The following is a 13440-nucleotide window of genomic DNA, read 5'->3' on the forward strand; positions in this document are numbered from 1 at the left end:
TGTAATATAGTCGTTATCATAAAAATCTAGAATATTGTGAATATTATATGAAATCATTAATAAAATTACTTTCGATGTTTTTGCTCATTCTATCTATTGTGGGTTGTGGGCTAAAAGGGCCTTTATATCATCCTACAGAAGTATCCAATAATCAAACAGACCAATCAACTATGAATAGTTTGAATCAAGAACAAATAATACATAAAGTTGCTTAAGTTAGGAAAGAAACAATGAATTTTTTGCATTATCAAAATGGTCATTTATTGGCTGATCAAATTGCTATTGATGATTTAGCCAAACAATATGGTACTCCTTTATATGTCTATTCTGCTGACTATATCACTCAGCAGTTTTTAGCTTACAAGCATGCACTTATTCATCGTAAACACTTAATTTGTTATGCGGTCAAAGCGAATAGTAACTTAGCGGTATTACAGTTGTTAGTTAAGTTAGGCTCAGGGTTTGATATTGTTTCACAAGGTGAGCTAGAACGAGTACTCAAAGCGGGCGCAGACCCCAAAAAAGTTGTCTTTTCGGGCGTGGCGAAATCCATTGTCGAAATTGAACGAGCCTTACAAGTAGGTATAAAATGCTTCAATGTAGAATCAGAAGCAGAATTGTATCGAATCAATGATGTTGCAAAACGTCTTGGTAAAGTCGCTGCTATATCTTTAAGAATTAATCCCGATGTTGATGCAAAAACGCATCCGTATATTTCAACAGGTTTACGAGAAAACAAATTTGGTATTAGTTACCAATTAGCGATTGAGGTGTACCGTCAAGCAAAAGCATTATCCAATATTAACATTGTTGGTATTGATTGTCATATCGGCTCGCAACTCACCGAATTATCGCCATTTTTGGATGCCGCTGAACGTATACTTTTATTAGTCGATAAATTAAAATCAGAAAATATTCAGATACAACATATTGATCTAGGTGGCGGGTTGGGTGTTTGTTATGATGATGAGCAACCACCAACGGCATCGCTACTGGTGACTGAATTATTGAAAAAATTAGCGCATTATCCAGATCTCGAAGTAATATTTGAACCGGGGCGTTCAATAGTGGCTAATGCAGGTTTACTCATTACGAAAGTGGAATACACTAAACATCAAGATGATAACCATTTTGCAATAGTTGATGCGGGAATGAATGATTTAATTCGTCCAGCGCTTTATAAAGCTTGGATGCGTATATTACCCGAAAAAGAGCAACAAGCGGAAGATAAAACCTTTATATACAACGTTGTTGGGCCGATTTGTGAATCAAGTGATGTACTTGCTTATCAACGTGAGCTATCTGTCAAACAAGATGATTTAGTCGTGATATGTAGCGCAGGTGCTTATGGGTTTAGCATGGCTTCAAATTACAACAGCCATCCTCGCCCAGCAGAAGTGATGCTGATTGATCAACAACAGCATAAGTTGATTCGTCAACGCGAAACGTTTGACGACTTATGGCGTGGAGAACACGTCTTCTAGCTATCCATTGATGTATAGGTTATAACTGGTTAAACAAGAATGATGAATCTTAATAAGTTGTTTATGACGTTCTTTAGTTCAAACGAATCAATAAACAATTATTCAAGATAGAGTAATCTTTGATGATAAAAGGTAGATGATGATGAACTTTTCAAAAATGCATGGACTGGGAAATGACTTTATGGTTATTGATGCGGTAACGCAAAATGTTCATCTGTCTCCGGATTTAATTAAGCGTCTGGCTAATAGATATACCGGTATTGGGTTTGATCAGCTATTGATTGTTGAACCACCTTATTCACCTGATAGCGATTTTCACTATCGTATTTTTAATTCGGACGGGACAGAAGTTCAGCAATGTGGTAATGGTGCACGTTGTTTTGCGCGTTTTGTTCGTTTGAAAGGTTTGACCAAAAAGCGCGTGTTAAAAGTCAGTACCATGAAAGGGAACATTGTCTTAACCGTTAACGATGATGAAACCGTTCGAGTGAACATGGGGGTACCTGTTTTTGAGCCAAATAAAGTACCTTTTAAAGCGATTAAAGAAGAAAAGACCTATATTATCAGAGCACAAGAACAAACCATTTTATGTGGAGTTGCCTCAATGGGCAATCCACACTGTGTAATACAAGTCGATAATATCTTAACTGCTCAAGTGAGCACGCTAGGGCCATTATTAGAGCAACATGAACGTTTTCCTGAACGGGCTAATATTGGATTTATGCATATTATTGATCGTAATAACATCAATTTGCGCGTATTCGAACGTGGAGTGGGTGAAACCCAAGCCTGTGGGACTGGTGCGTGTGCAGCGGTCGCGGTAGGAATTAATCAAGGCTTGTTAAATTCGACTGTGAATGTCAATTTACCCGGTGGCAAGTTGCTGATTGAGTGGAAAGGCGAAAATCAACCACTTTTTATGACGGGGCCGGCAACACATGTTTATGACGGTTTTATCTCTTTTTAAAATAGTGCTTATTTGGCAATTAATTTGTAGCGTGGGTCAATAAAAATCCGAGTTCGCATATTTGAATATTAAATGAGTCTATCTTTAAAATGTTAACAAATGAATAAAGAATTTAACTATGGTTGTAAAAAACACGCGGAATTTAAAAACTAAAAACAGTCAAACTCAAACTAAACCACTCAAATTAAATGATGAAGTGGTCAGTCAGTATATTATCAATAACCCTGATTTTTTTATTCGCAATGCCAACCAGATTGAAAGTTTGCAAATTCCTCATCCCGTGCGTGGCGTCATCTCATTACCCGAATGGCACATGGCAAGGCAACGAAATAAAATAAAGCAACTTGAGTCTGAAATAACGTTATTAATGGAACATGCCACAGCGAATGAGCAGTTGTTTAGCCAATTGATGGATCTTCAACTGAAATTGATTCAAACCTCAGACCTCAATGAATTAATTCAGTCACTTAATTCATGGGCAAAATCATTGGGACTGAACGGCGCTTATCTCTACCTTTTTGACGATAAATGGCTACTTAGTGCGCCATCAAATTATCACTATTTGGCGCTGAATTCTTCACAATTTGATTTTATTCGTGTTCGTCATTTGCAGTATAGCCATCAGTATTTAGGTACATTAAATTCGACGGAATTAGATTTTTTATTACCGGAACATAACTATGTTGGATCAGTTGCTTTATCGCTATTAGGAAAATTTGGTGATTTGGGCATCTTGATTTTTACCAGTGCAAATCCACATCATTATCAAGCAGGTCAAGGGACACTCTTGTTGGAAAAAATAAGTGAGTTATTACCGATCTTGATTGAAAAGTGGATTATGCGAACAAAATAAGGACTAATGATGATTCAGTCTAATCAAGAACAACTATCATTATTAACCCAACCCGTTGAGCAATTTTTAAACTACTTAAAATCCGAAAGACAACTCAGTTTAAACACGCAAATTAATTATCGTCGACAACTCTATGCCATTATTGAATTAGCAAAAACAGTCGAAATTGCTAACTGGCAAGATCTCGATTCATCCGCGGTGCGCTTATTAATTGGTAGAAGTAAACAAGCAGGGTTACAAGCAAGAAGCTTGTCATTAAGGTTATCGGCATTGCGGAGCTTTTGTGATTGGATGGTCAAAAATCAATTGATCAGCGCAAATCCTGCTCGTGGCGTTTTAAATCCTAAGATCGGTCAACATCTGCCTAAAAATATTGATATTGACGAGATAAATCAATTACTGGACATTGAATATAACGATCCTTTATCTGTACGTGATCGGGCAATGCTTGAAGTTATGTATGGATCCGGATTACGTTTGTCAGAATTAGTGAATCTAAATTGCCGTGAATTAAACCTAAAAGAGGGGGAAATTCGGGTAATGGGGAAAGGAAATAAGGAACGGAAATTACCATTAGGTAGAGAATCGATTAAATGGATCCAACACTGGTTATCCATGCGTAACTTATTAGAACCTCAAGATGATGCCTTATTTATATCAAAATTAGGTCGTCGAATCTCCCCACGAAATGTTGAAAAAAGATTTGCTGAGTGGGGGATCAAACAGGGATTAAGTTCACATGTTCATCCGCATAAATTGCGTCACTCTTTTGCAACGCATATGTTAGAATCCAGTCGAGATCTGCGTGCAGTACAAGAGTTACTCGGGCATGCTGATTTGTCTACAACTCAAGTTTATACCCACCTTGATTTTTCACACTTATCTGATGTTTATGATTCGACGCATCCAAGAGCAAAAAGAGGAAGAAAGTAATGCGTTTTTACCGATCAATTAACCGCATTCAAGCAATGACATTTGATCTTGATGATACGTTATATGACAACAGCATGATTGTTGAAAAAGCTGAAGATGAAATCATCAAGTCTTTAAGACAACATGAACAGCTAAAAAATATCACCTTGTCAGATCTTCATAATGAAAAACAACAGGTATTAGCCCTAAATCCCGAAATCTATCACGATGTGGTTATTTGGCGAATCGAAACGATTAAATCTCTACTCCTTAAAATGGGTGTATCCACATTTAACATTGATGATATCGTTCAGCAATCTATGGCGTGCTTTAACTTTTGGCGTCATAAAATGCAAATCACTGAATCGACGCATCAATTATTGGCAACACTTGCCAGTAAAATACCCTTAGCGGTGATCACAAATGGCAATGTGGATATTCATAAAATAGGATTAGGAGATTACTTTCAATTTTCGCTGCGAGGTGGGGCGGATGGTCGTTCTAAACCTTTTCCTGAGATATTCGATTTGGCAGTTAACAAGTTAGCCGTACCAGCAAAGCACGTTTTACATATCGGTGATAATCTATTAACAGATGTTAACGGCGCAGTAAATAATGGTTTATTAGCTTGTTGGATTAATATTTATGGTCAAGATATTTATCATCTTGCTGATGCCAAATGTTTACCACATATTGAAATCAATCATTTATCAGAACTGGATAATCTGCTATAATTTATTTTAAATATGTATAAATAGACAGTAAGCTACACGATCATCATCAATTGCTTTAAAAAACGCCTATCTTTACATCCTTTTTGATGACAACCTAAACACGACAGATTAACTGAAAAGAATTGATTGATACTAGGTTTAAATTCAAAACCTATCAATAATTGCTATGATGACAACAGGTTTTAACATAATGGAAAACAGACAATCATTATTAAACGACCTCAATACCGAGCAGAAAGATGCGGTGACCACTGATAATCAATACACTATTGTTCTTGCAGGGGCTGGCAGTGGTAAAACACGGGTATTAGTTCACCGTATTGCATGGCTCTGTATGGAAAAACATTATTCGCCTCATTCCATATTTGCCGTCACTTTCACCAATAAAGCTGCGGCTGAAATGCAAGAGCGTATACAGCATCTGATTGGTGAAGGTTATTTTAATGGTATGTGGGTTGGAACATTTCATGGGTTAACGCATCGTTTATTACGCATGTTCTCTCAGCAAGCTAAACTCCCATCCAATTTTCAATTGATCGATACGGAAGATCAGATTCGTCTGATCAAACGGATTTTTCGTGAATTAAAAATTGACGAAAAACAGTGGTCGGCAAAAGAGTGTGCAAGTTTTATCTCTAATCAAAAAGAGAAAGGCTTACGCGCTAAAGATTTGATACCTGAAGATCCTAAACAGATAATGTGGCAGACTATCTACAATGACTATCAAGCGATTTGTGACAGAGTAGGCTATGTTGATTTTTCGGAGCTTATTTTACGTGCTTATGAATTATTGTGCAGTGACAAAGATGTATTAAGTTACTGCCAACATCGTTTTTCAAATATTTTAATTGATGAATTCCAAGATACGAATCATATACAATATTCTTTAGTAAAAAAATTAGCGGGCACGACGGCGAATGTCATGATTGTTGGCGATGATGACCAATCAATCTATAGTTGGCGTGGTGCAAATGCCGATAATTTACAACTCTTTATTCATGATTTTCCCGAAACTGAAATTATTCGATTAGAGCAAAATTATCGTTCAACCAGTACGATTTTAGATGCCGCTAATCAACTTATTGCTAAAAATCAGAATCGATTAGGTAAGAATTTGTGGACAGATCGCAATGAAGGCGAAAAGATTTCTCTTTATGTTGGTTTCAATGATATTGATGAAGCCAGATTTGTTATTGGGCAGATAAAAAAATATCATGATGCTGGTGAAAAATATTCCAGTTGTGCCATTTTATATCGCAATAATGTGCAGTCCCGACTGTTTGAAGACACGTTATTACAAGCTGGGTTACCTTACCAGATCTATGGTTCGATCCGGTTTTATGAGCGGCAAGAAGTCAAATTAGCACTTGCGTATTTACGGCTTTTGCATGATCACGATAACGATATGGTATTTGAAGCAACGGTGAATACGCCAACGCGGGGTATTGGTAATGTGACCCTTGATAAAATCAGATTAACAGCCAAACAAAATAATATTTCATTATGGAATGCGTGTTTAATGTTAATTCAAATGAATGGATTAACCGAACGGCAGCGATCTGGAGTAAGTCGTTTTCTTGAACTTATGGGATCAATTTATGATGAAGTTGCGCAAATGCCGTTTTATCAACAACTCGATATCCTGATAAAATCGTCTGGAATTCAACAAATGTATGAGCAAGAGCCAGGCATTAAAGGACAATCTCGACTTGAAAATCTTGAAGAGTTAGTGTCGGCGGCTGAACAGTTTTATCGTAATAATGAAAATACCGTGATTGAAGATAGTGAAACCGGTCAGACCTTAACCGTGCTTGAATCATTTTTAGCTTATACTTCGTTAGAAAGTCGAGACGTGCTAAAAGAACAAGATTCAGTCCAATTGATGACATTACATGCCGCAAAAGGACTTGAATTTGATAATGTTTTCATTGTCGGTCTTGAAGAAGGACTGTTTCCGGCGCAACGTTCAGCACTAGAAATCGACAGAATGGAAGAAGAAAGACGCCTTGCTTATGTTGGTATAACACGAGCACGCAAGCATTTAACCTTATCGCTATGCGAGTTAAGACGCCTTTATGGTCGTGAAGAGCGTAATTTACCTTCTCGCTTTTTAGCTGAATTGCCAGTCGACAGGTTAAACGAAATTAGCTATCGGGGATTCTTTGCGCCTCCTGAAGGCAAATTAGATAATCTAAGTCAAGAAAAGCAATTTCAGCAAAATCGTAGACAATCTTATCTGGATAAAAGTCGTGAAAGTGATGGTTATACATTAGGCAGAAAAGTTAAACATCATCGTTTTGGTGAAGGCACAATAATCAATCTTGATGGTGAAGGGGATCATCGACGCGTTCAAATCGCATTTGTTAACGAAGGAATCAAATGGTTAGTGATTAAATTAGCCAATTTAACCCTACTTTGATTATACCTGCAAAAAAATGAATATTGTTTGAACCTGAAAAGGGATCTTAATAAAGTATTGTAAGATCCCTTTTTTAACTGCTTATTTAATTAGCTTGCTTGTTCTTTTACTGCTTCAGAAAAAATCGTGTCAAAGGTTTGATCACTTCGGTTACATATCCACTGCTGATCATGATAATCAAAATGATAACCCTGTTTTGAGGTTGCTAACCAAACTTGATAAAGCGGCTCTTGAGTATTGACAATGATTTTGCTGCCATTTGGAAAGCTGATTGTAATCACATTACCATTAGTTTCATAATCAATATCGACATCATGTTCTTGAGCGTAGTTATCTAAAAAAAGTTCAACACTATTAAATAATTGTTCTGTTAGAATGTGAAATTGCGTAATATTCATTTCATTGTCATCAATTCGTTAAAAATAATGCCAGAATATTAGCATAAACGTCTATTTTTCGCTACCGTACGCCTAAATGCAATGCACAAAGTTTGTGACTAATTCACAAGGGGTAACGAGCAGGCAATAACCAGTAACACCCGCATATCAGTTCCTGGATTGGTTGCAACCCAACGGTTTACTAACTGATTTTCAGAAATCAATTTACCGTCACCAAAATAGTTTGCATAAATTTGTATCTTGCCTTCGGCAATTTCCATTTTATCGCAATTCGCAAATTCTTGGATAACCATTGAATGATAAGGTACTTTATTCCCATTAATCTGTTCATAGTTAAGAGAAGGTATATAATTAGTTACTTTATTAAATTGACGAATGTTTTTATTATACGGATGCAATCTGACCGAATTTTTATCTATAAAAGTGTAACCGACCGAATCTCTTTCATAACTTTTATTGATTGAAATAAATTGCTCTCCAATACTGGCGTCTTTTAATTTTTGATACTCTTTATTAAAGTCAACTTTATTCACCTCCGTTTTATTTTTTGTTACTCCCTGAAGGCTTAATACAGAAAAAGAAAAAAGAAATAACAGTATTCCTAATTTTTTCATTAAATTTCATCTCCATTTTTTAATTATTTTTTAAGCTTTGGTTAGGCTTAACTTGAGGTTGAAATTGTCTTTTTTGTTCTATTTCTTTCTGTTTATTATCTAGTTTTAACTTCTGTTTACGTTCAAGTTCCATTTTTTTCAAAATTGGTTTTATATCTGGTCTTGTAACATAAAGAATCTGTTTGTCTACATCACCTTGAATTGAGCACGACAACAAGCTTTGTTTGTCAGAAATCGGTTCTAAATAAAGTGATTTTTCAATAGTGCCAATTTTAGGAAGCACACCGTCTATAGAATAAGGATTATCCTGCCAATTAGGAGAATGAGATTGGGTATCAAAAATTTTAGTATTTGCAGTATAAATTTGTGCATTGAATTTAGACCAATGGAGAGTATCTAATGCGTTTTTTACATCGTCAATGGCATTATCAACAATAAATCCCCAGTAATAAAATTGGCCTGATGCGGTGGTGGTAAGGTAGACATTTTGATAACCCGAAATGGTTAACCCACGATATTGAAACGGTTTTTTAAACATCACTTTGTTTTTATCATGACTTTCGATAGATTCGACAGGAATATAGGTCACATTATCGGCAGTGGCTAAGTCAACATATTGATTAAAATCATCTTTGTATAAAGCGAGTTGCTTAAAAAATTGATTATCACATGCTAAAAAAGCTTTCATTATTTTGTCAGTTTTATTGATATCTTGTTGATTTTGAGCAGAAAAAGCCATGCAAGATATCAATAATGTACTCACAAGCACAGAAAGTTTTTTTAAAAGCATGGTGATGTCCTTTTGGTAATCTTTTTATTAAAAAAGTATAATGATATTGTAAATTATTGTAAATCACGCCGTCAATGTTTACTACTAAAATCTTCAATGAAAATGATTAAATTACCTTGTTGAAAAGTAATTTTAACTAAATCTGATATGGCTTTATTGCGTACGCTAATAAATTTCCCAAAAGTGAGCGTTTGATTGACTAAAGGATACTGCACGCCTGTAATGGTCAAGTCCGTCACTTCACAAAATGGCATAAAAGAGACTATATGATTGTTGATATTAACGATTTCTTGATAGTTTTTGGCAAAAAAGAAGTGGCCGTAATTATCATAAAAAGTGATTTGATATTGTGAATGATACTGCAACGCTACCGATAAATTACCTAAAAAATGGTCGCTAGCATGTCCAGTTGCCCCATAAATATCAAAGTGTTGAATCCCTTTATCTGCTAAAAAAATGATAGCTTTCTCAAAGTCAGTTTTATTTTGATCGGGAGTTTGTATTATTTGAATTTTGTCTGGCACAGCCATAGTGTGATGGTAACTGTCTAAATCGCCAATAATAAAATCCGGTATGATAGCGGTTGAGGCTAAGTAATTATGATAAGCGCCGTCAGTACAAGCAACATAATGATAGCCGGTTAAATCACTTGGAAAGTGATGTGGCGGTTCACCATTGACAAAAAGTAGAGCCCGATTAGCTATCATTGATTATTCCTTCTGTAATTTATCGTTATGATAAGGTTAATGTGTAAGCCATAATAATTGCATCTTCGTGTTTGCCATTGGTTGTTGGATAATAGTTTTTCCTAACGGTAATTTGGTTAAAACCAAGGGAATGATAAAGTTCGATTGCGGGTGTATTTGATCTTCTTACTTCTAACCACAATGTGGAAATCGCAATCGGGTGATCGATGCTAGTCAGGTGATCAATTAAATGATTCAGTAACGCCTTAGCAAGCCCTTGTTGTCGGTATTTTGGATGAATAGCGATATTGAACAAATTAGCTTCGTCTGCAACCATTTGACAAATACAAAAACCAACTATACGGTTATCGATAGTCAATTTAAGATTGTAATAATGATCGCCTTGATTTGAATAGAACGTCTGCTTTGACCAAGGAATCAAGTGGCATTGTTGTTCTAACTCAAAAGCATCGGGTAAATCATTGTCGGTCAGGGTGGAAATAGTTTTCATATTCGCATAATTGTTGCCAAAGTTGGCGTTTTTGTTGTGGAGCTTTAGCTAAAGAAATTAAATCCGTTGTTTGAATCGTTAATGCACGTTTCCAAGATTCATCAGGATTTATGTCAATAAACCATATAACCTTATCAATATCATCGGAGGGGATGATTAATTGTGAAGGCGTTAAAAAAAGTACCTGCTCTTGATTAAGGCGAATGGCATTTAAAATATCAAAATAAATTTTTTGCGTGGGTTTTTGCTCAGCGACAACAATTAAACGAATTTCATCGTCAATATGGTTTACCACTTCACCTTTAAAAACATTTGCTTTACGCAACACATATTGCGTAATATTGCATTGTTGTAAGTACCAATCACGTTTTGACATTATCGACATTCGGTTTTTATTAGAGATTAAAGATGGTTAATTGTATAATCATCGCATCAATTTATAAAGGTTTTTCATTGAGGCATTATGGCAACATCCGCTTTTACTCCTGCAAGTCAAGTACTTGAACGTCATCAAACATTTTTTAGCGATAAAAAAGTTATTATTGCTGGTGATATTCAAGATAGTTATCCTATTGTTATTGCGACTAATCAAGTTAAAATTCACTGCTCACAATTTCATACCTATTTGCGTCTAAAAAATAGTCGCAAGGGCACTGAAATCGATTTTTCTCTTCTGCCTGATAAAGATTTTTATAACGGCATGGATACGTTAATCTATTATTGGCCAAAAACAAAAAGCGAAGCCCAATTTCAGCTCTCTTATCTATTAAATAATATGCCAAAAGATAGTGATATCTTTATTGTTGGTGAAAATCGAACGGGGGTGAAAAGTGTTGAGTCGCTTCTCGCTGATTTTGGTGTCATCCAAAAAATTGACAGCGCAAGGCGTTGTGGTTTGTATCATTTTCAAGCTGAAAGTCGTTTGGCATTTGATCTTAGTGAATGGTGGTTAAATTATCATTTATCCATTGAAGATCAAGATATTGAGATTAAGAGTTTACCGGGCGTATTTAGTCAAAAAGGATTAGATGCCGGAAGTGAACTGCTATTAAATGCATTAGTTGATCATGCTGATATTATTAAAGGTAATGTATTAGATGTAGGATGCGGAGCAGGAGTGTTATCAACCGTATTGGGTAAATTGTATCCTGAAATCAATCTTACTTTGTCTGATGTTAGCGTTGCTGCCATTGAATCAAGTAAAGCTACGTTAATTGCCAATCATATTGATGCAACAGTTGTTGCCAGCGATGTATTTTCAAATATTAATGATAAATATCATCTTATTGTGTCTAACCCCCCTTTTCATGACGGTAAAGAAACCAGTTATACGGCAGTAAACACACTGATTAAAGAAGCGAAAAAACACTTAAAACTAAATGGTTACCTTTGTATTGTGGCAAACTCATTTTTACCTTATCAAGCTATTTTAGACGAAACCTTCAAAAGTGTTGAAGTCATTGCACAAACAACCAAATTTAGAGTTTATTTAGCTTGTCATTAACTGATAATTCCACACAAGAAAAAAAGTTACGGTTTTTACCGTAACTTTGCCTTTAATACATCATCGAAAGAGGGCGGTTTGACTAGTGACTAAATCACCCTTGAAAACTGCTGTTGCCGTGCTTGTTGTCTCATATAGCTATCAAAACACATGCAAATATTACGGATAAGCAAATGACCTTTAGGATTAACGATAATGGCATCGTCTGTTACTGTGACTAATCCATCTTTGACTAATGGGTCAAGCAAGGTTAAATCTTCGTTAAAGTAGTGATCGAATCGGATTTGATACTGCTGTTCAATCGCTTGTTTATCTAAATAGAAATGACAAATAAGCTGTTTTATCACATCACGACGAATTTTATCATCTTCCTTTAAGGAAAACCCTTTCCATAAACCATTACCACTTAATTCAACTTGTTGTTGATAAAGTTTAAGATCTTTCTGATTTTGTGCATAACTATCACCCAGCATACTAATTGCTGATACGCCAAGCCCTAATAAATCTGCCTCTCCTTGGGTGGTATAACCTTGGAAATTTCGATGTAATTTATTTTGCTGCTGGGCAATTGCCAGTTCGTCAGTCGGTTTTGCAAAATGATCCATACCAATAAAGCGATACCCTGCTTGGGTTAATTTTTGAATACTGGTCTGTAAAATCTGTAATTTTGCATGAGCATTAGGTAAATCGTGGTCTTTAATTTTGCGTTGTGCTGCAAATCGGCTAGGTAAATGGGCATAATTAAAGACACTTAAACGATCGGGTGAGATATCAATCACTTTATCCAATGTTTCGGTAAAACTGTCAACCGTTTGTTTAGGTAATCCATAAATAAGATCTAAACTGATAGAATGAAAACGGTTTTTTCTTGCTTGAAGGATCAAGGATCGAATGAGTTGTTCATCTTGTTCACGATTGATTAAATTCTGTATTTCATGATTAAAATCCTGAATCCCCATACTTAATCGATTAAAGCCCAAGTTGGCTAGATGATCGATAGTTTGTGGGGTAATTTCCCTTGGATCGATTTCGATTGAAAGTTCAGCGTGGGTATCAAAATGGAAGTGCTTTTTTAACGAGGTAATTAGTCGAGTAATCTCGTCATGCGTTAAAAAAGTCGGTGTACCGCCTCCCCAATGCATTTGAGTGACGGTGCGATCTTTAAATAACTGAGAACGTGAAGCTATTTCCCGTTCCAGTATATCTAAGTATTGGGTGACTTTTTGGGTTTGTCGGGTAACCAGTTTATTACACCCACAAAAATAACAAAGTTTATGGCAAAATGGGATATGAACATAAAGCGATAAAGGTCTATCCGCAAAGCGGGTGGCGGACAAGATAAAGTCTTGTTGGCTAAAATTTTCATTAAACTCTAACGCAGTAGGATAAGAAGTATAGCGTGGGCCTGAATAATTGTATTTTTCAATTAAACTTTGATCCCACAATTGTGCTTCTGCTAAGCTATTATTTTCGTCTAATTTTGTCTTTGACATGACTTTTTCCATGACCTTTTAAAATCGTTTTCTGTTTTGCCTTAACACGAAATTTAATCCGATTCGTTTTTCGAA

General features: G+C 35.7%; 15 protein-coding genes. 8 read left to right on the plus strand and 7 right to left on the minus strand.

Annotated features, from left to right (window positions below; all coding sequences use genetic code 11):
• The first annotated feature begins 47 nt into the window (after nucleotides 1–47).
• The 7 genes from lptM (at nucleotide 48) to uvrD (ending at nucleotide 7369) form a co-directional block, all read left to right on the plus strand.
• On the plus strand, nucleotides 48–215 hold the full coding sequence (gene lptM, locus ACGH46_RS03120) for an LPS translocon maturation chaperone LptM (protein ID WP_411604109.1): 168 nt from the start codon (nucleotides 48–50) through the stop codon (nucleotides 213–215).
• Nucleotides 216–230: 15 nt separating this feature from the next.
• Nucleotides 231–1484 (plus strand): diaminopimelate decarboxylase, encoded by a 1254-nt coding sequence (gene lysA, locus ACGH46_RS03125; protein ID WP_411604111.1) that lies wholly within the window; start codon nucleotides 231–233, stop codon nucleotides 1482–1484.
• 142 nt (nucleotides 1485–1626) lie between these two features.
• Nucleotides 1627–2451, plus strand: a complete 825-nt coding sequence (gene dapF / locus ACGH46_RS03130) for a diaminopimelate epimerase (RefSeq protein WP_267351401.1) — start codon at nucleotides 1627–1629, stop codon at nucleotides 2449–2451.
• Between the two features lie 118 nt (nucleotides 2452–2569).
• Entirely contained in the window at nucleotides 2570–3304 is a 735-nt protein-coding gene (locus ACGH46_RS03135; RefSeq protein ID WP_267361265.1) for a DUF484 domain-containing protein, read from the plus strand.
• Between the two features lie 9 nt (nucleotides 3305–3313).
• Nucleotides 3314–4237, plus strand: a complete 924-nt coding sequence (gene xerC / locus ACGH46_RS03140; RefSeq protein ID WP_065559259.1) for a tyrosine recombinase XerC — start codon at nucleotides 3314–3316, stop codon at nucleotides 4235–4237.
• Nucleotides 4237–4950, plus strand: a complete 714-nt coding sequence (yigB, locus tag ACGH46_RS03145; RefSeq protein WP_267361267.1) for a 5-amino-6-(5-phospho-D-ribitylamino)uracil phosphatase YigB — start codon at nucleotides 4237–4239, stop codon at nucleotides 4948–4950. The genes xerC and yigB overlap by 1 nt, the downstream gene beginning before the upstream one ends.
• 190 nt (nucleotides 4951–5140) lie before the next feature.
• A complete protein-coding gene (gene uvrD / locus ACGH46_RS03150; RefSeq protein ID WP_411604112.1) occupies nucleotides 5141–7369 on the plus strand; it encodes a DNA helicase II in 2229 nt (742 codons plus the stop codon).
• Nucleotides 7370–7458: 89 nt separating this feature from the next.
• Here uvrD and cyaY read toward each other — a convergent pair whose 3' ends face one another.
• The 6 genes from cyaY to ACGH46_RS03180 all read right to left on the minus strand — a co-directional run bounded on the left by cyaY (nucleotide 7459) and on the right by ACGH46_RS03180 (nucleotide 10753).
• Nucleotides 7459–7767: an iron donor protein CyaY gene (gene cyaY / locus ACGH46_RS03155; RefSeq protein WP_267378247.1), complete on the minus strand. Its 309-nt coding sequence runs from the start codon at nucleotides 7765–7767 to the stop codon at nucleotides 7459–7461.
• Between the two features lie 98 nt (nucleotides 7768–7865).
• Complete coding sequence (locus ACGH46_RS03160) at nucleotides 7866–8381, minus strand: surface-adhesin E family protein (RefSeq protein WP_267351411.1); 516 nt, start codon at nucleotides 8379–8381, stop codon at nucleotides 7866–7868.
• Between the two features lie 19 nt (nucleotides 8382–8400).
• Nucleotides 8401–9171, minus strand: a complete 771-nt coding sequence (locus ACGH46_RS03165; RefSeq protein ID WP_411604114.1) for a hypothetical protein — start codon at nucleotides 9169–9171, stop codon at nucleotides 8401–8403.
• A 71-nt stretch (nucleotides 9172–9242) separates the two neighbouring features.
• On the minus strand, nucleotides 9243–9878 hold the full coding sequence (locus ACGH46_RS03170) for a thiamine diphosphokinase (RefSeq protein ID WP_411604117.1): 636 nt from the start codon (nucleotides 9876–9878) through the stop codon (nucleotides 9243–9245).
• 25 nt (nucleotides 9879–9903) lie between these two features.
• Nucleotides 9904–10368 (minus strand): ribosomal protein S18-alanine N-acetyltransferase, encoded by a 465-nt coding sequence (gene rimI, locus ACGH46_RS03175; protein ID WP_267351416.1) that lies wholly within the window; start codon nucleotides 10366–10368, stop codon nucleotides 9904–9906.
• Complete coding sequence (locus ACGH46_RS03180) at nucleotides 10337–10753, minus strand: DNA polymerase III subunit psi (RefSeq protein ID WP_411604119.1); 417 nt, start codon at nucleotides 10751–10753, stop codon at nucleotides 10337–10339. Before ACGH46_RS03180 ends, rimI begins: the two co-directional genes overlap by 32 nt.
• Nucleotides 10754–10831: 78 nt before the next feature.
• Here ACGH46_RS03180 and rsmC point away from each other — a divergent pair, with 78 nt between their 5' ends.
• Complete coding sequence (gene rsmC / locus ACGH46_RS03185; protein WP_411604121.1) at nucleotides 10832–11872, plus strand: 16S rRNA (guanine(1207)-N(2))-methyltransferase RsmC; 1041 nt, start codon at nucleotides 10832–10834, stop codon at nucleotides 11870–11872.
• Nucleotides 11873–11961: 89 nt separating this feature from the next.
• Here the strand turns inward: rsmC and hemN are convergent, their stop codons facing one another.
• Nucleotides 11962–13365: an oxygen-independent coproporphyrinogen III oxidase gene (gene hemN / locus ACGH46_RS03190; protein WP_411604123.1), complete on the minus strand. Its 1404-nt coding sequence runs from the start codon at nucleotides 13363–13365 to the stop codon at nucleotides 11962–11964.
• Between the last annotated feature and the right edge of the window lie 75 nt (nucleotides 13366–13440).

Origin of the sequence: Gilliamella sp. CG22, assembly GCF_046635725.1 — a bacterium.
Taxonomy (GTDB): Bacteria; Pseudomonadota; Gammaproteobacteria; order Enterobacterales; family Orbaceae; genus Gilliamella; species Gilliamella apicola_I.